Origin of the sequence: Olleya sp. Ti.3.14 (assembly GCF_038154885.1) — a bacterium.
Taxonomy (GTDB): Bacteria; Bacteroidota; Bacteroidia; order Flavobacteriales; family Flavobacteriaceae; genus Olleya.
This window is the reverse complement of sequence record NZ_JBAKAO010000002.1, coordinates 178,930-199,129: the sequence shown is the minus strand read 5'-3', so window position 1 is coordinate 199,129 and position 20,200 is coordinate 178,930. Positions and strand designations below refer to the sequence as shown.

Here is a 20,200-nt window from a genome sequence, read left to right as displayed (position 1 = left end):
CCGAATGTGGATGCTTTTTTTATCATAACACTTAATACTAGCAAGTTTATATACCTGCTTTTTTATTTAAGAACCACACATTAAGCAATCATCACCTTCAGCATCTTTAGCTTGAGCAATTAAAGCTTTCATTTCTTCTGGTGTCATTGGTTCTGCTTCTGCACTAGATGTATTTGCAAACTTAGCTGCTGTATTAGCTGCTTTTTGTTGTTTTTGAGCTACACCATCATTTTCTGCAACCTCAACCGTAGCTTTTACTTCTACTGGTTCTGCCTTCTTTATTTTTGTAACCGTCATTTTTTTAGCGTCTACTGCACTCTTAGATCTTAAGTAGTACATTCCTGTTTTTAAACCGCTTTTCCATGCGTAAAAATGCATAGATGTTAGTTTAGCCATAGTTGCACCTTCTAAAAACAAGTTAAGCGATTGTGATTGATCAATAAAATAACCACGTTGTCTAGACATATCAATAATGTCTTTCATGCTTAACTCCCAAACGGTTTTATATAAATCCTTTATGTCCTGAGGAATAATATCTACATTTTGAACAGAACCGTTAGCTCTCATGATTTCGTTTTTAAGATTATCATCCCATAATCCTAAGTCTACTAAATCTTCAAGTAAATGCTTATTTACTACAATAAACTCTCCTGATAATACACGACGTGTGTAAATATTAGAGGTGTAAGGTTCAAAACATTCGTTATTACCTAATATTTGACTTGTAGATGCTGTTGGCATTGGTGCTACTAATAATGAGTTACGCACACCATGTTTTTTAACATCGCTTCTTAACTTATCCCAATCCCAACGTCCACTTAAAGTGTCCTCTTGGATATTCCATAAATTGTGTTGGAATTGTCCTTGACTAATTGGTGATCCTTCATAGGTTTGGTATGGTCCATCTACTTTTGCTTCTTCCATACTTGCTGTTAAAGCAGCATAGTAAAGGGTTTCAAAAATATCTTGGTTTAGTGCTTTTGCTGCATCACTAGTAAAAGGCATACGCAATTTAATAAACGCATCTGCCAATCCTTGCACACCTAAACCAACTGGTCTATGACGGAAGTTGGAATTTTCTGCTTCTTTAACAGGATAGTAATTACGATCAATTACTTTATTTAAGTTTTTAGTAACACGCTTAGTAATACGGAATAACTCTTTATGGTCAAACTCTCCGTTTTTAATAAACATTGGTAACGCTATAGACGCTAGATTACAAACAGCAACTTCATCCTTAGAAGTATACTCCATAATCTCTGTACATAAGTTAGACGACTTAATAGTCCCTAAATTTTTCTGGTTTGACTTACGGTTTGCTGCATCTTTATACAACATATAAGGAGTACCTGTTTCGATTTGAGATTCTAAAATTTTCTCCCAAAGCTCACGTGCTTTTATAGACTTACGTCCTTTACCTTCTGCTTCATACTTAGTATATAGTGCTTCAAACTCTTCGCTATGCACATCAGATAATCCTGGACATTCGTTTGGACACATTAATGTCCACTCTGCATTATCTTGGACACGTGCCATAAATAAATCTGGCATCCACATGGCGTAAAATAAATCACGCGCACGTAACTCTTCTGCTCCTGTATTTTTCTTTAAATCTAAAAAACTAAAGATGTCTGCATGCCAAGGCTCTATATACATTGCAAAACTACCTTTACGCTTTCCACCACCTTGATCCACGTAACGTGCAGTATCATTAAATACCTTTAACATTGGCACAATACCATTACTAGTACCATTTGTACCTGCAATATAACTACCTGTAGCACGTACATTATGGATTGACAATCCAATACCTCCTGCAGATTGTGATATTTTAGCGGTTTGCTTTAATGTGTCGTAAATACCATCTATACTATCGTCTTGCATAGCTAATAAAAAGCATGAAGACATTTGTGGTTTTGGCGTACCAGAATTAAAAAGTGTTGGTGTGGCGTGTGTAAAATATTTTTTAGACATCAGCTCGTATGTTTCGATAGCTGCTTCTAAATCGTTTAAATGGATACCTATAGAAACACGCATTAACATATGCTGTGGTCTTTCGGCAATTTTCCCATTTAGTTTTAATAAATATGAACGCTCTAAAGTTTTAAACCCAAAATAATCATAACTAAAATCACGATTATATATAATAGTCGAGTCTAATTTATCTTTATTCTCCATGATCACGTTATACACCTCATCTGACAATAAAGGAGCTTCTTTACCTGTTCTTGGGTTTACGTACATGTATAAATCATGCATGACTTCACTAAATGTCTTTTTAGTGTTTTTGTGTAAGTTAGATACTGATATACGAGCAGCTAAACGTGCATAATCTGGATGAGATGTTGTCATTGTTGCAGATACCTCTGCAGCTAGATTATCTAGTTCACTAGTAGTAACTCCGTCATATAATCCTTCGATTACACGCATAGCAACTTTTAATGGATCTACAAGTTCGTTTAAACCATAGCACAATTTACGCACTCTAGCAGTTATTTTATCGAACATTATTTGCTCTTTTCTTCCGTCTCTTTTAATTACATACATACTTTACACTGTTTATTATTCTTTTCTGATTTGCCTTTCAGAAAAGGGGTTAACTTCTTGACCTAAATATAGACCAACCTGTTTTTCAATAGGTTAGTTATTTAAGTATTAATTATTTTTTTTGGGTTGGGTATAAAAAGTTTGTTAAGCGTTGCATGCAATGCTATAACAACTAAATAATCCAATAAAAATTATCTACGATTAGATTTCGGTATTAAAAGTCGAAATCCATATTGTATTTATCCTCATCAACTTCTTTGTTCATAACACCAGCCTTTTGGTAATCACCAACTCTTTTTTCAAAAAAGTTAGTTTTACCTTGTAGTGATATCATTTCCATAAAGTCAAATGGATTAGCGGTATTATATACCTTATCGCAACCTAAGTCATCTAATAAACTATCGGTTACAAACTCAAGATACTGAGTCATTAAATTAGCATTCATACCAATTAAACTTACTGGTAGAGATTCTGTTATAAATTCTCTTTCAATGTTTAAGGCATCTACTATAATTTCTTTAATACGTTCTTTTGGCACTTTATTGACTAAGTGGTTTTCATGAAGGTGTACTGCAAAATCACAGTGCATTCCTTCGTCACGAGAAATCAACTCGTTAGAAAACGTTAAACCTGGCATAATACCACGTTTTTTCAACCAAAATATAGCACAAAATGAACCTGAGAAGAAAATCCCTTCTACTGCTGCAAACGCAATTAAACGTTCAGCAAAGCTAGGAGATTCTATCCATTTTAATGCCCAATCTGCTTTTTTCTTAATAGCCGGAAACGTTTCAATAGCATTAAATAAGCCATTTTTTTCAGTTTCATCTTTAACATAAGTATCAATTAATAATGAATACGTTTCACTATGTATGTTTTCCATCATAATTTGGAAACCATAAAAGAATTTTGCCTCACTATACTGTACTTCGTTTACAAAGTTTTCAGCTAAATTTTCGTTAACAATACCATCGCTAGCTGCAAAAAATGCTAAAACATGTTTGATAAAGTAACGCTCGTCGTCATTTAATTTTTCTTTCCAATCTGAAATGTCTTGGTGTAAATCAATCTCTTCTGCTGTCCAAATACTAGCCATAGATTTTTTATACCACTCCCATAAATCATGGTGTTGGATAGGAAAAATTACGAATCTATCTTTATTTTCTGCTAAAATTGGCTCTACTTCTTGCGACATTGTACTATGTTTTTCTGTGATTATAATATGCGATTATTTGCTTTGACTTGGGACTAACAAAGATTGGAAATAATCTATGATTTAAAAAGCTTGTTTAAGCTAAATGTTTTCAAAGTTTTTAACATCGATTGTTGAAATGTAGGTCTACAAGTGGCTGTTGTTGATGTTTCGGATTTTTTAACATTTTAATATTTTTTTAACATTGAAATTAAACGCTTAAAACACATAAACAAACAAAAATAAGTTGTAATTTAATGGTCATTTTTTTTACATCAAATTTAAAATACATACTACACTTCTAACTGACTAACACTCTAGTCACTATGTAACCTTTAACAAAAAATACTTTTGTAGCATCTTATTTATCAGCGACATACAACTAAACCTAAAAGATTTGTTTTGTTTGCATTATTAAAAATAAAATACGTACATGGCATAAAAAAAATGAAACTGTGATTATTATTACTTTGTAAATTATTACAATTAGCACCACAAAAACGTTGCTACTAAAAGCACTCAAAACGTATTTTATAACAAACGTCAATTAGTATCAAAATTTGATATAAATAATGTTAAAAAAAATTGTTTTTATTTGAATAGAGCATTACAAAATTATCTCACTTTTTCTTTTTAAATTAAAATAAAAAGAGATGAGATTTTAGTCTTAAATAGTAAAGCTTTTTTTACTTTTCTTTAAGAGAATTAAAGTATGATTTTTATAGTTTATTTAAAGCTATTGGGAGAGCCGAATTATTTAGACATTTTTTCGGCAACTTTTTCAAGTTCTGTATACCAATCCTCTCCAAATTTTCTAATAAGTGCTTCTTTAACAAATTTATAAACTGGTACTTGCAATTCTTTACCTAAGGTGCAGGCATCATCACAAATATCCCATTTATCATAGTTAACAGCAGAAAACTCAGTATAATCCTTAACTCTTATTGGATACAAATGACAAGAGACTGGTTTTTTCCAATCTACATCGCCTTGATTATAGGCTTCCTCAATACCACAAAGCGCAGTTTTTTTCTTATCAAAAATAACATAAGCACAATCTGCACCATTAATTAAAGGGGTTTCTATATCTCCAAAATCGGTAACAATAGACGTTCCCTGAGCTTCAATTGCAGCAATACCTTCTTTACGCAAATACGGTTTTACTTTTGGGTAAATGTCTTTTAATATTTGAGCTTCATCTTTAGACAAAGGTGCACCAGCATCTCCATCAATACAACATGCGCCTTTACATGCAGAAAGATTACACATAAAATCCTTTTCTATTATAGCCTCAGACACTATAGTTTTACCTAATTGAAACATAAAATAACTTAGCTTATTTTTTTACAAATATAAAGCATCTAAATAAAGTAAGCGCTATAATTTTAAAACTAGAAACTTATTCATTGTTTAGCACTAAAATTCAATGAATTAAGACTACTTTTGCAAAAAAATTAAATAATTAAAATTATACGTTATGCCAATAAATTTTAAAGAAATATTTACTGTATTTATGGTGCTTTTTGCTGTAATTGATATTGTAGGTAACATTCCAATAATTATTGATTTGCGTAAAAAAGTTGGTCATATACAAAGTGAAAAAGCGTCAATTATAGCTGGAATTATATTAATCTCATTTTTGTTTTTAGGAAAAAGCATATTAAATCTTATTGGTATTAATGTTAGCTCATTTGCTGTAGCAGGATCATTTATATTATTTTTTATTGCTTTAGAAATGATTTTAGGAATAACCCTATACAAAGAAGAAGACACTAACCCTTTAACTGCATCTGTATTTCCGTTAGCTTTCCCACTAATTGCTGGACCAGGTAGTTTAACTACATTACTGTCTTTACGTGCTGAGTATGATATTAAAAATATTATAATAGCAGTAATCTTAAACGTAATTGTAATTTACATTGTTTTAAAAACATCTAAACGCATTGAGCGCCTTATTGGTCAAAACGGAATTAGCATTATTAGAAAAGTTTTTGGAGTCATCTTATTAGCAATTGCTGTCAAACTGTTTACCGACAATATCAAAGTACTTTTAACCTAATTGTTGTATTTTTATAAAAATTTATTTTAATGAAACTATTTACATACATCACAACTATAATATCTGTTGTTTTAATAATATATAATGCTACAAACCTTAATTTTTCTGCATTATTTGAAGGAAAAAGCATTGTTGCAATAATCACCATACTAGCCTCATTATGCGCTATTTGCTTAGTACATATTTTACGTATTTCTAAAAAAATAGAAGTTAAAAGCAAAAGCTAATGGATTTTGATACTATAATAATTGGTGCTGGAGCTGCAGGATTATCTTGCGCATTAATTTTAGGTTCTGGACTTAAAAAACCTTTTGCTGAAGGAAAAAAAGTTGCATTAATTACGCATCAAAAAAATTCGCATTTACAAAATGCATTGTTTAATAATGTTTTAGGACTTAAACCAGGCACTTTAGGAAAGGACTTACTTGAAGAAGGTTTATTACAATTATCGCAATTATATCCTGAAGTTATACTGATTGGCAAGGAAAAAGCAGAACAAGTTATTGAAACAGAATCTGGCTATAGCATTGTTACAAACAAAAAAACTTACACAACAAAACGCGTTGTTATTGCTGTTGGCTACACTAATTTATTAACCATATCTGGATTAGAAAACTACGTTAAACCTCATCCAAAAGCTGCGATTGAAAAAGATAGGATTTGGCTAGAAAACACAGACCATTTAATAAAACACAACCTTTATGTTGCTGGAACTTTGGCTGGTTGGAGAAGTCAGTTTGCTATTGCTTCCGGAAGTGGAGCACATGTAGGAACCGATATTTTAACTTTATGGAATAATGGCAAACATACTAAGGTGCACGATAAAATTTAATTTGCACTATTAGATAAGTCAATAACTTTATCAATCATTATATCATGCTTGTTTAATATTTTAAAGTAAGCACCAAAACCATATAACTGTTCTGCTAGAGTGGCTTTTAAATAATGTTTAACCTCTTCCTTATAAGCTACAAATACGATGTTAGAGCGTGTTTTTATTTTTAAAAAATCTTCGAAAGACTTTACAACTTCGTCCGTAATTTTAAAGTTATTAAAAAAGTCTTGCCTAGACATGTTTTTATAAACGTCACGTTCTTTTTCTAGCTCTTCAAAAATAAAATTATTTAATAATCCTCTTTTTTCTAAAAAAGTCAAGGTTTCGTTTAGCATTTTAGTGTCATACGGAACAAAAACATCAGGTATTATTCCTCCTCCACCATAAACAATGTTTCCTTTTGGTGTTGTATACTTCAAGGAGTCTGCTACTTCAATTTTACTTTCGTCTAAAAGCTCTCCACTGTTTAGGCGATCAGAATAATCGTCATAATAATCTCGGTTACCATTGTCGTAAGATCGTTGTATAGATCGACCAGTTGGTGTATAATATTTAGACACTGTTAGTCTTACCGCACTTCCGTCTCCTAATTTCATTTCGCGTTGCACCAATCCTTTACCATAAGAACGTCTACCTACAATAGTCCCTTTATCATTATCCTGCAAAGCACCTGCAATAATCTCTGAGGCAGAAGCAGAGCTTTCATCTATCATTACATAAACCTGTCCTTTTTCAAAGTCACCTCGTTTAGTTGCATAGCTCCTATCTTCTTTTCCTTTTTTATTTTTAGTATAAACTATTAGCTTATCATCTTCTAAAAATTCGTCAACAATATTTACAGCTACTTCTAAAAAACCACCTGGATTACCTCTTAAATCTAAAGCTAAACTGGTTGCTCCTTGCTTCTTTAAATTTAGTAATGCTTTTTTAAATTCTGTAAAAGTACTTTCTGCAAATCGGTTAATTTTAATATAACCCAACTTATCTGTTAGCATGTATGCTGCATCTACGCTTTTAATTGACACTTCATCTCTAGTCACATTAAAAGTTAACAGCTTAGGCTCTCCTTTTCTAAAAACCTCTAAAAGCAACTGTGTGTAGCGTTCACCTTTTAGCTTATCAATCAAAGTATCATTATCATAGCCACCACCTAAAAGCGACTCGCCATTTGCAGATATAATCCTATCTCCTCCAACGATCCCTACTCTTGCGCTTGGACCATTTTCAATAGTTTTAATGACTGTTATAGTATCTTTAAATGTGTAAAAATTAATACCAATACCTACAAAATTACCTTTCATGTTTTCGGCAACTTTTTGCATATTTTCTTTTGGAATATAAACTGAATGAGGATCTAAATTTCCCAAAATTCCATTAACGGTAACGTCTACAATACTATCGGTATTTACATCTTCAACATACTCATAATCAATATAATCTATTAACCTATTAAGTTTATCCTTTTTACTATTAGATGTAAATAATCTGTCTGATGAATCACCAAAATTTAATTTTCCACCAATAAAGATTCCTGCTGCAATTGCAACACCTATAATTAAAGGAAAATATGTTTTGGATTTGGACATTAGTCTTCTAATTGTTCGATTAATTGGATGTCTATTCCAGCTTTTTCTAAAAATTTTAAGCCTGAATTATCTTTATATCCTTGATTATATACTACACGTATTATGCCAGCTTGATGTATTAGCTTACTACAATCTTTACATGGTGACATTGTAATGTACAACGTTGCACCTTTACAAGATTGTGTAGAAGACGCTACTTTTAAAATTGCATTAGCCTCTGCATGTAAAACATACCACTTTGTGTAACCCTCTTCGTCCTCACAAAAATTTTCAAACCCACTTGGTGTACCATTATAACCATCTGAAATAATCATTCTATCTTTAACTATAACAGCTCCTACTTGTTTACGCTTGCAATAGGATAACTTACCCCATTCTGTAGCTATTCTTAAATAAGCTTTATCGTATTTGAGTTGTTTTAGGTCTGACATAATTAGGTAATAGAAATTATAACGCATAAAATGATGCGCTTATATATAAACGAAGATACTCGCTTCATATTTTAATCACAATTTTAAATATGAAGTTTATGAAAATTTTAATGATAATTAACCTAAAAACGGACTGTTTAACAACATCGGAATTACTAATCCAACAACAATTGCAGAGATTACCATAACCCAATCACGCTTAGAAAATCTAAATACAGTTTGAAAAATGTAACTTAAAAACAAGACTACAAAAACAATTATAATTTGAGCAATCTCTATACCTAATGCAAACTCTACAAGTCGCAACAACTTATTATCGCCTTGATCTAAACTCATCCTAAACTCTCTAGCAAAACCAAAACCATGTACTAAACCAAAAAACAAGGTAGACACAAACAAAAGTCCAATTTTTTGACTTTTAGCTATCTTACCTGCTGTAAAGACATTGTAAACAGCTACAATTAATATAGTAACAGGAATCAAAAACTCAATTAAATTAACATCTATTTTTACTTTTCCGTAACTAGCCAAAATCAAAGAGATAGTGTGACCAACAGTAAACATTGTAACTAGCCACAATACGCGTTTCCAATCTTTAAAAAGATATGGCACTGCCAAAACAATTAAAAATAAAACATGGTCATAAGCGTTGATATCTAATACATGGTTAATACCATACTGTACATTTATCCAAAATTCTTGGAACATATAAATTAGGTTTTAGGGTTGTGGTAAATATACATAAAAACAAAAACGCTAGCCAAATTATAAGCACGATACAGATTAAAAAAAAGAGTTTAGTAAAAAACTATAAAATATAGCGATAGTTTGGTAAATTTGACCTCAAAATACCACCTTTTATACCTATGGAATTATATCCTTTAAAATTTCAACCGCTTTATAAATACAGAATTTGGGGAGGCGAAAAACTAAAAACTGAGCTTGGTAAAAACTATTCCAAAAACATGATAGGTGAGTCTTGGGAAGTATCCGACGTTAATAATGACGAAACGATTGTACTAGAAGGTCCACTTCAAGGGTTAACATTAAAACAATTAATCCAAAGATATAAAGGCGATTTTTTAGGCGAAACCGTTTATACTACATTTGGAAACAACTTCCCTTTGTTAATTAAATTTATTGATGCAAAAACGCCCTTATCAATACAAGTTCATCCAAGTAACGAAGTCGCTAAATCACGACACAATTCTTTTGGAAAAAACGAAATGTGGTATGTTATGCAAGCCGAAAAAGAGGCTGAATTAATCATTGGATTTAAAGAAAAATTATCTCCAGAACAATATGAACAATATTTAAAGGATGGTAAGATATTAGACGTAATGAATCATGAGATTGTAAGTAAAGGAGATACTTTTTATGTCCCAACTGGTCGTGTACATGCAATTGGTGCAGGTGTGTTGTTAGCCGAAATACAACAGACCTCTGATATCACATATAGGATTTACGATTATGATAGAACAGATAGCACTACTGGTAAAAAAAGAGAATTACATACACAACTTGCAAAGGACGTTATAGATTTTTCAGTACAAGAGAGCTATAAAACAAACTATAACAAAACGACTAACCAATCTAATGATTTAGTTCATTCGGCCTATTTTAAAAGCAATTTTATTAAAATTGATGGTACACTAAATAAAGATTACAACAATATAGATTCGTTTGTAATATATATATGTGTTGAAGGAAACGTAGAAATTGAGTGGAAAAAGGATGTTTTTACATTAAAAAAAGGTGAAACAGTATTACTTCCTGCTAGTATTAAAAACATTTCTTTATCTTCAACATCTTGTGAGTTACTAGAAGTTTATTTATAACAATTACTATGAAAAAAATTACTTTAAAAGATATAGCTAATCATTTTAGTGTTTCAATTTCGACAGTTTCAAAAGCTTTAAATGATAGCCCAGAGATTAGTAAATCTACTTCAGAAGACATAAAAGCTTACGCTAAAGAAAAAAATTACACACCAAACTTTAACGCCTTAAGCTTAAAAAATCAACGCACTAAAACCATTGGGATTATCATTCCAAACATGCTTAACTATTACTTTGCGCAAGTATTAAAAGGAATAGAAAAAACAGCTACAAAAAAAGGTTACAAAATAATTACTTGTATATCCAATGACTCGCTTAACAAAGAAATTGAAACGATAGAAATGTTATCCACAGGTGTTGTAGATGGTTTTATCTTATCTGTAGCTGAAGAAACGGAAACCGAAGCATCTTTTGATCATTTTAAATCTTGTATTGCTAAAGAAATTCCTTTAGTCATGTTTGATCGCGTTGTTGAAGACATAGATTGTGACAAAGTAATCACTAACGACTTTATGGCATCTGTAAACGCTGTAAATTACTTAAAAAATAAAGGCTGTAAAAAAATAGCTTTTGCTGGCGCAAATATGGACTTAAGTATAGGAAAACTAAGATATGAAGGCTATTTAGCTGGTTTAAAAAATAATAATTTAGAAAAAGACGACGACATTATAATAACAACTCATGAAATATATTACAAAAAACATGAAGCTGTCGTAAAACCATTATTTGACCATACTTTTGATGCTCTTATTGCTTCTGACGAGTCCGTAGCAATTGCTGCAATGAAAATAGCCCATGAAAAAGGCATTAAAATACCAACAGAATTATCTGTTTTAGCGTTTTCTAACGGAATTTTAGCAAGACACTCCAATCCTAGATTAAGTACAATAAGTCAACATGGAGAGATTATTGGCGAAAGAGCAGCCACACTTTTAATCAATAAACTAGAAAAGAAAATAACAAATACAACCATTGAAACTATAGAAACTGATATTGTATTTAGAGACTCTTCAAAATAAGATCAAACAAGACAACAGGCTAACAACTAGCTAATTACAACCAATAAAAAAGCCTTTATAAAACTATATTTTAGTATTATAAAGGCTTTAAATGTACTCAAGGTGGGAATCGAACCCACACTCCGAAGAATCGGATTTTGAATCCGACGCGTCTACCAATTCCGCCACTTGAGCAATTTGAGATGACAAAAATAAATATATTTTAGAAATATCCCTTAAAAATAGCGTCTAATATCTTTTAAAGCTCAAAAATTATACTAAATTTGCACCTCATTAAAAATCATGTAGCCTAAAAACCTACCAAACAACAGATTAACAATGCCAAACACAAAGCCAGAAGCTAAAATATTTTCCATTACGCAAAGTAAAGCGTTAGCAGAGAAAATCGCTCATGCTTACGGATCAGATTTAGGCAAAGTAATAACATCAACTTATAGTGATGGCGAGTTTCAACCATCATACGAAGAATCTATCAGAGGAACTCGTATTTTCATCATTGGATCAACAAATCCAAGCTCCGAAAACTTAATGGAAATGTTGTTAATGATTGATGCAGCAAAACGTGCGTCTGCAAGACACATTACAGCTGTATTACCTTACTTTGGTTGGGCAAGACAAGACCGTAAAGATAAACCTAGAGTACCTATTGCTGCTAAATTAGTAGCAAAAATGTTGGAAGCAGCAGGAGCTACTAGAATTATTACTATGGATTTGCACGCTGACCAAATACAAGGATTTTTTGAAAAACCTGTAGATCATTTGTTTGCTTCAACCATCTTTTTACCTTATTTAAAAGATTTAAAGCTAGACAATTTAACTATTGCTTCTCCAGATATGGGAGGATCAAAACGTGCTTATGCTTATTCAAAAGCTTTACAAAGTGATGTGGTTATTTGCTATAAGCAACGTGCTAAAGCTAATGTAATTTCACACATGGAATTAATTGGAGATGTTACTGGTAAAAACGTAGTATTGGTAGATGACATGGTAGATACTGCTGGTACACTTACAAAAGCAGCAGATTTAATGATGGAACGTGGTGCATTAAGTGTAAGAGCTATTTGTACACATCCAATATTATCAGGTAATGCTTACGAAAGAATAGAGAACTCTAAATTAGAAGAATTAATCGTTACAGACTCTATCCCATTAAAGCAAGAAAGTAAAAAAATAAAAGTTTTAAGCTGTGCTGATTTATTTGCCGAAGTCATGCAAAATGTACATTACAATAAATCAATTAGCTCAAAATTTTTAATGTAGTAACGTATAACTACATCAACAACGTATTTAATAATTAAACATAAATAATAAAATGAAGTCAATTACAATCAACGGATCTCAAAGAGAAAGCGTGGGCAAGAAAGCAACAAAAGCCTTACGTAATGCTGGTCAGGTTCCTTGCGTATTATACGGAGGAGACAAACCAGTTCATTTTTCAGCAACTGAGTTAGCATTCTCTAAATTGGTATACACACCAAATGCGCACACAGTTGTAATCGAATTAGAAGGTGGAACAGTTTTTAATGCTATTTTACAAGACATTCAATTTCACCCTGTAACAGATAATATTTTACACGTAGATTTCTACCAAGTATTTGAAGACAAAGAAATCACAATGGATATCCCACTTAACTTTATTGGTAACCCAAGAGGTGTAAGAAATGGTGGTGTTTTACGTAAAAACAAACGTAGTTTACGTGTTAAAGCTTTACCAGGAAACTTACCTGATTTTATCGATGCAAATATCGAAGATCTTAAAATCGGTAACAAATTATACATTACTAAGTTAGAAAACGAAGCTTACACTTTTATGCACCCAGACAACACTGTTGTGTGTTTAGTAAGACGTTCTAGAGCTGCAGTAACTGTAGACGATGAAGATGAAGATGAAGATGCAGATGATGTACCAGCAACTGAAACAGATGATGTAGCTGCAGTAAAAGATTAAATTTCTTTTAAAATTAAATACCAAAAAGCATCCTTTTAATTTAGGATGCTTTTTTTATTTTTACAAAAACAGACATTATGCTTAAATGGATTTTTAAACTGTTTACAAACAATAAATCCTCAAATTTTATTGAAGAATTAGATCCCATGAAAAAATTTTTAATCGTAGGCTTAGGTAATATTGGTGAAAAGTACGAGAATACACGCCATAATATAGGCTTTAAAATATTAGACTTTTTAGCTACAAAGGAGGACATTACATTTGAAACTCAAAAATTAGGAGATGTTGCAACCTTTAGATATAAAGGCCGAACATTTATTTTACTAAAACCAAGCACCTATATGAATTTAAGTGGTAAGTCTGTATTATATTGGTTAACTAAAGAAAAAATTCCTTTAGATAATTTACTTGTTATTACAGATGACTTAAACCTACCGTTTGGAAGTCTCAGGATTAAAACTAAAGGTAGTGATGGAGGACATAATGGATTAAAAGACATTCAAGAAAAATTAAACACCTCAAAATATAATCGTTTTAGATTTGGTATAAGCGATGCTTTTAGCAAAGGAAGACAGGTTGATTATGTATTAGGCGAATGGGAAGATGATGAAAACAAAAAACTTCCAGAACGCTATGAAAAAAGTGCAGAAATAGTAAAATCTTTTGGTACTGCTGGAATCAATAATACAATGAATAATTTTAATGGAAAATAAAAAAAGGAAGCTAAATAGCTTCCTTTTTTTTATTTATAAATTTTGAGTAGTAAATTACTTTACAATTAACTTTTTAGTTGCAGTTGACTTTCCGTCTGTAATACTTAATAAATACAGTCCGGATTCTACGTTATTTAATTTTATAGTTTGATTAAATTCAGTAGCATTTTGAAAAGACTCGTTAAAAACACGACGTCCTCTAACATCATAAACAACAACGTTAACATCACTAGACAAATTATTATTATTCATTTGGATAACAAACTCTCCATTATTAGGATTAGGATACACATTAAAACTACTAAAATCAGTAAATTCTGTAACAGATAAAGGTGCCATTACATTAATACGGTAATCTTCCACCTCAGCATCATGACCATTTTCGCAAGAGTTTGAAGCAGATGCATACTTTGTAGTTACACGCATAGTTGTCGCTCCAATAAGTGCATCAGAAGGAACCGTAACCATTAGTCCAGAATTTCCTGAAGGTCCATTTGTTACATTAATAGCAGAGCCTAGGTCATAACTTTCATTTGCTTCAAATAAACAATTTTGATTCCAATCAATCCAAACATTGGTTACACAAGTATAGTTACCATCTGTATTTTGATGTGTTACTAATGGATAAGTAGATCCTCTATTAACATCCGTTGTTTGAGTTGCAATAGTAGACCCTGTATAATCACTATAACCAGAAGGTTTACCAGAAGTATTGTTTATATCTGCAAATTGAACTAAAGTCGTACTAGTTTGATAACTTGTATTAGCAACAGATGCACAGATACCGTCAATAATTGTTAAAGGTAAATCCACTGCTTTAGTTTGTGTAGCAGACGTACCTGTAATAGTAATTGTATAGTCACCAGCTGCAGCGCTTAGTAAACCAGAAACGCTTACTAGAGTAGTTCCATCAGTATTTAAACTTGAAGGTGTAAATATCACATTTACACTTGGTAATGCTGGACTGATTGAAGACGTGAAGTTAGTTGTCTCTGAAAAACCATTAACAGTAATCATATCTACATTATAATCCACCGCATCTATACTACAAGCAACTTGAGCTCCTGTAGCATTATTAAGCACAAAAGAAGGCGTATTACTTATTGAAAACACGCTAGACATAGCATAAAATATATTATCCGTAGCCTCAACCATTACTCTGGCATTATTTGTATCAGCAATTGCAGGTATAGTCACAACTTCTGTCCCATCATTAGCTGTACCAGATGCTAAAGTTATTGGATAAGTTAAACCTCCATCTGTAGAAAATTTAATATTTACCGATTGGCAGTTAATAACTGTTCCATCAGTATCTCCAACATTCCATATTAAAGTTTGATCACTTCCAGAACCCCAAGCTGGTGGAGTTACAACAGTAAATGGCTGCGTACCTACAACGTCAACCACCATTAAATCTGCATCAGTTTGTCCAATACCATTAGCAAAACCACTAGCATTATCCCTTACTATAAAGGAAAAATTCATGGTTCTTGCAACAGCAGGAGTCACTTCCCAAGTTGGTGTTAAATTACCAGCTACCACATCACTATAACTTGGCATATATCTATCTGGAGAATCAGTTGGCAATATAGATCTATACATTGGACCTGTAGTCCAATTTGGTTGTGGCGCTCCGTTTGTTGTTGCCTGAGACGGATCATTAGGACTCCAATTATACGTTAAACTTGCTAATCCATCAGGATCTGTTGCTGACCCTCTTAAAACAAAAGCTGTACTTGGTGGAATTGAATAATCAGAACCTGCATCTGCAACTGGAGGTTGATTAGTTAGTGCCATAGTCACACCACAATCACTAGTTCCTCCTGGTTGGATATTAGCAGATATATCTCTAATATTTACATAGTTAAAATGAGCATCACTATTAGATTGTACGTTAGTAGCACAAATACCAGCATAACCCATAATTGAACTACCAGAAGCTGGCTCTACTTCTGTCATACCATTTCCTGAACGACTGCAAGTATTCATACTATGCCATCCATCAAATTGATGACCCATTTCATGCGCAACATAGTCAATATCAAATGCGTCTCCTGTAGGATTTGGTCGTCCAGTATAACCTCTACCCTTTTGATTTCCAGTATAAGGTGGTGCACCATCAAGACACACGCAACCCAAACAACCTGCACTACCTCCTCCAGAGGTATTAAAATTATGACCTATATCATACAAGCTTTCATCATTTAATGTTGTAGAAATCACTTCCTGTGTTTTTGTATTAAACTCTCCTGTCCAAGGATCTGTCGCTGCGTTATAATAAATCAATTGGTCATTTTGATTAATAAACACCAGTGTTATAGCCAAATCTCTTTCATAAACTTCATTTACTCTATTAATAGTAATTGCCATTTGAGCCTGAATATTTTGCTTCTTCTGAGCATCTGTTCCTGTTCCAGCAAATAATGCTCCATACTCACCATTACAGGTTTGAGCTAATCGATAGGTTCTCAGTTGCATATCGTCGGTATCAGCTAAAGCTCTTGCTGTTTCATTAGTAAGTGATCTAAGCTCTATGTTTTCATCTGTCAAACACTCAAAACCTTGTAAATCTTGACCTAAAGCAGTTCTTTGATACACAATATAAAAGTCATTAGTAACAGTGTAAGGATCGATAAATAATGACCCTCTTTTTCCTGACAATGACATTGTATGTAATCCAAATTGAGTTAAACTAAACCGCATTGTAGCTGTTGGATCATCAAGTCCTACAGCTTTATACGTTTTAATCATCGGATTTTTTGCAGCTAATTCCGACTCCATAATTGGAGATTCAGAAACACTAAAGCGTTCTAACTTACCAGTAGCATCAGGAAAGTAAGCTATAACATTAGACTTACCTATATTTTCACCTCTTAAAGGAGCGTCTTTAATTGCTAATCTAAATTTAGCAACGTTTAAGGAAAATACTTGATAATCATCTGGAAAAGAAGCACGTCTAACTTTTTCTAAATTAGAAGTTTTAGCTTCGGTAGATTTAATCCAATAGTCCTGTTGACCATAGGAAAATACAAATGAAAGCATCATAAGTATTTTAAATAAATTGAGTAATCTTGTTTTCATGACAGCTGGTTTTAGTTGAATTATTAGACTAAAATAATGAGAATTCTTAATAAAATGTGTAAAAAAATAATATTCCTTTTAAAATTTAACACCCTAATTAGCAATTTTTCCATAAATTTATCGGATTAAACTAAAAAACCCTTTGATGAAAAAAATTACACTTTATCTTTTTTCTATACTATTCACTTTAAGCTTAACAGCTCAAGAGGAAAAGAGAAATAACGGTCAAAAAAACGTAACCCCTGAAAATGCTCGTAGTCTAGAGGACACGGGTTATGTAAAATGTTCAAGCACAGAATATGAAGCTTACTTAGCTCAACAATTTCCTGAAAGAGCTACAGATGGTCAATTTGAAGATTGGATGGCTACCAAAATTGAAGAAGCTAAACAACAACGCCTAGCAAATCCAGATAGCAGAAGTATGGTTGTTATTTCAATTCCTGTAGTAGTACACGTTGTTCACTCAGGACAAGCAATTGGTGTAGCACCAAATATTACTGACGCACAAGTAATTTCTCAAATTGATGCAATGAATGAAGATTTTAGAAAATTAACAGGTACACCTGGTGATGGAACTGGAGTTGATGTTGAGATAGAATTTTGTCTTGCTCAACAAGATGAAAATGGTAATCCAACTAATGGTATTAATCGTTTTGACTCTACTGCTTTAGGTACAACATGGTCTGGACCAGGAGGTAGTACAGATACAGTGCTTAAACCTGCTACAATTTGGGATCCTACACAATATATGAACATGTGGTCTGTTCAATTTACTGATCAGACGCTTTTAGGTTATGCACAATTTCCTAATGCTTCAGGATTACAAGGTTTAAATGCAAATAATGGTGGCGCTAACTCGGATGGTGTTGTAGCTGCATATAGTACTTTTGGAGATATTGGTAGCAATGATGGGAGCTTTTTATTAAACGCACCTTATGATAGAGGTAGAACAATGACTCATGAAGTAGGTCACTACCTAGGTTTAAGACATATTTGGGGTGATGCTAACTGTGGAGATGATTTTTGTGCAGATACACCAACGCAACAAACATCTAGTGGTGGTAACTGTCCAGCAACGACAACTTGTGATGGTGTTGCTGATTTAACTACCAATTATATGGATTATTCAAACGATATCTGTATGAATAACTTTACTCAAAATCAAAAGGACAGAATGTTAATTGTAATGACCAATTCGCCTCGTAGAATGGAATTAGCTAGCTCTAATGCATGTAACTCTTCAACAATTCCATTTATCAACACGTCTTCTGGAACACCTTCCCCTGGACAAATAGCTGAAGGTAGTGATTGTAATTTCCAAGATTATACAATTGATTTCACAATCTCTTTAGGTGGTACTGCAGCTTCTACAGTAACATTATCAAACAGTGGAACAGCTACAGAAAATGAAGATTTTATGTTAATGAATAACTCTGTAACATTTCCTGCTGGATCAACTACACCTAGTAATGCTGTTACTTTAAGAGTGTTTAATGATAGCTTTGTTGAAGCTGATGAAACTATTGAATTAACCTTAAATTTAACAACTACAGGTGATGCTACGGTATCAACAGTACCTTACAATGTTACCATATTAAATGATGACGCTGTAGTTTCAAACACTGCAAATGTTACATATTTTAGTGATGACTTTGAAGATGAAGATATTTCTGACTGGACAACCACAGATGCCGATGGTGATGGTAATTCATTTGGAGATCAATTTACATTAGGCGTTGTTTTAAGTCCTAGTTTAATGTCACGTTCATGGATACAAGTTCCATTAACTCCTGATAATTGGGCTGTAACTCCAGCAATAGATTTATCTGCTGCTTCTGGAACAGTTACAATGAGCTGGACTACTCAAGTGGCTGCAGCAAGTTGGGACGAAGAAAAATATAGCATCCATGTAGGTAACACAAACAATATTGCAACCTTAGTAAATTCTGCGACTTCAATGACAGAAATATTAGGTGATGCTGGAAATACAGGAGCAATTATATCTCATACGTTTGATATTTCGGCATTTGCTGGTCAATCAAATGTTTATATTGCTTTTAGACATTGGGATTGTACAGATCAAGACTTTTTAGCTATAGATAATGTTGCTGTAACATCAAACGTTAACACGTTAGTACAAACAGATGTTAACACTACAACACCTGACCAAATTAACTTAACTGCTGCTGGTCAAGCTTACTCGACAGATGTTTCAACTGGAAATATCATGTTAGATATTGATAACACAGGAGGATTTGCTCATGGTTGTACTACAGTAGCTGTATCTAGAGATGCAACAACTGCTGGAGCTGCAGCTGTATCTTACGCTGGAGCAACTGATGCTGCTGGTTTTGTAACTGCTAAAACTTTTGATATCACAACCACAAATGCTAGTTCTAGTGACGCATCTTCAATTAACTTCTACTTTACTGAAGCTGAAATAGCTGCTTGGGAAACTGCTACTGGAAATAACAGAAGTGCGTTACAAGTTAAAAAAGAAGGTACTAACGAAGTTGTACCTGTTACAATTAGTGCGTTTGGTACTGACTTAATATTATCTGCATCATTTACTACAGGTATCGCAGATACTTATTACTTTGGATCACAATTAGCATTCTTATCAGTTAATAATTTTGAATTAGCTAGTACTTTATCTATATACCCTAACCCATCTGTTGGTGTATTAACTATAAAAGCAGCTAATGACAATGATTTACCAAATGCATACAAAGTATACAACATGCTTGGTCAGTTAATCACTGAAAACAACATTAACAACGCTCAAGATCTTACTATAGACACTACTCCATTTAGTAATGGAATGTATTTTATTAAAATATCTAAAGCCGGAAATGCTGTAACATTCCCTTTTATCAAGAAATAAAAAGATAAATACAATAATCTTAAAAGCCAATTGGATTTAATCCAATTGGCTTTTTTACTTTTGTAGT

The 20,200-nt window shown here is 32.6% G+C and carries 16 protein-coding genes and 1 tRNA gene; 9 read left to right on the top strand and 8 right to left on the bottom strand.

Features of this window, described 5'->3' with window-relative positions; translation table 11 throughout:
• Positions 1–66: 66 nt before the first annotated feature.
• The 3 genes from V6251_RS05125 to V6251_RS05115 form a co-directional block, all read right to left on the bottom strand.
• On the bottom strand, positions 67–2,547 hold the full coding sequence (locus V6251_RS05125) for a ribonucleoside-diphosphate reductase subunit alpha (RefSeq protein WP_341587300.1): 2,481 nt from the start codon (positions 2,545–2,547) through the stop codon (positions 67–69).
• A gap of 214 nt (positions 2,548–2,761) precedes the next feature.
• Positions 2,762–3,742 carry a ribonucleotide-diphosphate reductase subunit beta gene (locus V6251_RS05120; protein WP_145005853.1) on the bottom strand — a complete coding sequence of 327 codons (981 nt, stop codon included), beginning with the start codon at positions 3,740–3,742 and terminating at the stop codon, positions 2,762–2,764.
• A 750-nt stretch (positions 3,743–4,492) separates the two neighbouring features.
• Positions 4,493–5,062 carry a DUF3109 family protein gene (locus V6251_RS05115; RefSeq protein WP_145005851.1) on the bottom strand — a complete coding sequence of 190 codons (570 nt, stop codon included), beginning with the start codon at positions 5,060–5,062 and terminating at the stop codon, positions 4,493–4,495.
• Between the two features lie 154 nt (positions 5,063–5,216).
• Between V6251_RS05115 and V6251_RS05110 the strand changes: the two genes are divergently transcribed.
• Genes V6251_RS05110 through V6251_RS05100 form a run of 3 tightly spaced genes read left to right on the top strand, consistent with a single transcriptional unit; the run spans position 5,217 to position 6,630 of the window.
• A complete protein-coding gene (locus V6251_RS05110) occupies positions 5,217–5,798 on the top strand; it encodes a MarC family protein (protein ID WP_145005848.1) in 582 nt (193 codons plus the stop codon).
• A gap of 29 nt (positions 5,799–5,827) precedes the next feature.
• On the top strand, positions 5,828–6,025 hold the full coding sequence (locus V6251_RS05105; protein ID WP_145005845.1) for a hypothetical protein: 198 nt from the start codon (positions 5,828–5,830) through the stop codon (positions 6,023–6,025).
• Positions 6,025–6,630: an FAD-dependent oxidoreductase gene (locus V6251_RS05100; RefSeq protein ID WP_341587299.1), complete on the top strand. Its 606-nt coding sequence runs from the start codon at positions 6,025–6,027 to the stop codon at positions 6,628–6,630. The genes V6251_RS05105 and V6251_RS05100 overlap by 1 nt, the downstream gene beginning before the upstream one ends.
• On the opposite strand, the gene V6251_RS05095 is transcribed toward V6251_RS05100, so the two are convergent.
• The 3 genes from V6251_RS05095 to V6251_RS05085 all read right to left on the bottom strand — a co-directional run bounded on the left by V6251_RS05095 (position 6,627) and on the right by V6251_RS05085 (position 9,358).
• Complete coding sequence (locus tag V6251_RS05095; RefSeq protein WP_341587298.1) at positions 6,627–8,219, bottom strand: S41 family peptidase; 1,593 nt, start codon at positions 8,217–8,219, stop codon at positions 6,627–6,629. The genes V6251_RS05100 and V6251_RS05095 overlap by 4 nt on opposite strands.
• A complete protein-coding gene (locus tag V6251_RS05090; RefSeq protein ID WP_028284186.1) occupies positions 8,219–8,650 on the bottom strand; it encodes a deoxycytidylate deaminase in 432 nt (143 codons plus the stop codon). The genes V6251_RS05095 and V6251_RS05090 overlap by 1 nt, the downstream gene beginning before the upstream one ends.
• Positions 8,651–8,767: 117 nt before the next feature.
• Complete coding sequence (locus tag V6251_RS05085) at positions 8,768–9,358, bottom strand: HupE/UreJ family protein (RefSeq protein WP_341587297.1); 591 nt, start codon at positions 9,356–9,358, stop codon at positions 8,768–8,770.
• Positions 9,359–9,516: 158 nt separating this feature from the next.
• On the opposite strand from V6251_RS05085, the gene V6251_RS05080 reads away from it, so the two are divergent.
• Positions 9,517–10,488: a type I phosphomannose isomerase catalytic subunit gene (locus V6251_RS05080; RefSeq protein WP_341587296.1), complete on the top strand. Its 972-nt coding sequence runs from the start codon at positions 9,517–9,519 to the stop codon at positions 10,486–10,488.
• An 8-nt stretch (positions 10,489–10,496) separates the two neighbouring features.
• On the top strand, positions 10,497–11,507 hold the full coding sequence (locus tag V6251_RS05075; protein ID WP_341587295.1) for a LacI family DNA-binding transcriptional regulator: 1,011 nt from the start codon (positions 10,497–10,499) through the stop codon (positions 11,505–11,507).
• A 94-nt stretch (positions 11,508–11,601) separates the two neighbouring features.
• Here V6251_RS05075 and V6251_RS05070 read toward each other — a convergent pair.
• Positions 11,602–11,681, bottom strand: a tRNA-Leu gene (locus V6251_RS05070).
• Between the two features lie 144 nt (positions 11,682–11,825).
• On the opposite strand from V6251_RS05070, the gene V6251_RS05065 reads away from it, so the two are divergent.
• From V6251_RS05065 to pth, 3 genes are all read left to right on the top strand, one after another.
• Positions 11,826–12,767, top strand: coding sequence for a ribose-phosphate pyrophosphokinase (locus V6251_RS05065; RefSeq protein ID WP_145005828.1), 942 nt, complete (start codon positions 11,826–11,828; stop codon positions 12,765–12,767).
• A gap of 52 nt (positions 12,768–12,819) precedes the next feature.
• On the top strand, positions 12,820–13,455 hold the full coding sequence (locus V6251_RS05060; protein ID WP_341587294.1) for a 50S ribosomal protein L25/general stress protein Ctc: 636 nt from the start codon (positions 12,820–12,822) through the stop codon (positions 13,453–13,455).
• 77 nt (positions 13,456–13,532) lie between these two features.
• Complete coding sequence (pth, locus tag V6251_RS05055) at positions 13,533–14,168, top strand: aminoacyl-tRNA hydrolase (protein ID WP_145005822.1); 636 nt, start codon at positions 13,533–13,535, stop codon at positions 14,166–14,168.
• 54 nt (positions 14,169–14,222) lie between these two features.
• On the opposite strand, the gene V6251_RS05050 is transcribed toward pth, so the two are convergent.
• Positions 14,223–17,249 (bottom strand): reprolysin-like metallopeptidase, encoded by a 3,027-nt coding sequence (locus V6251_RS05050; protein ID WP_341587293.1) that lies wholly within the window; start codon positions 17,247–17,249, stop codon positions 14,223–14,225.
• Between the two features lie 145 nt (positions 17,250–17,394).
• Here V6251_RS05050 and V6251_RS05045 point away from each other — a divergent pair, with 145 nt between their 5' ends.
• The gene (locus tag V6251_RS05045) at positions 17,395–20,133 is read left to right on the top strand and encodes a M43 family zinc metalloprotease (protein WP_341587292.1); all 2,739 of its coding nucleotides are present in this window, start codon (positions 17,395–17,397) and stop codon (positions 20,131–20,133) included.
• Positions 20,134–20,200 lie beyond the last annotated feature (67 nt).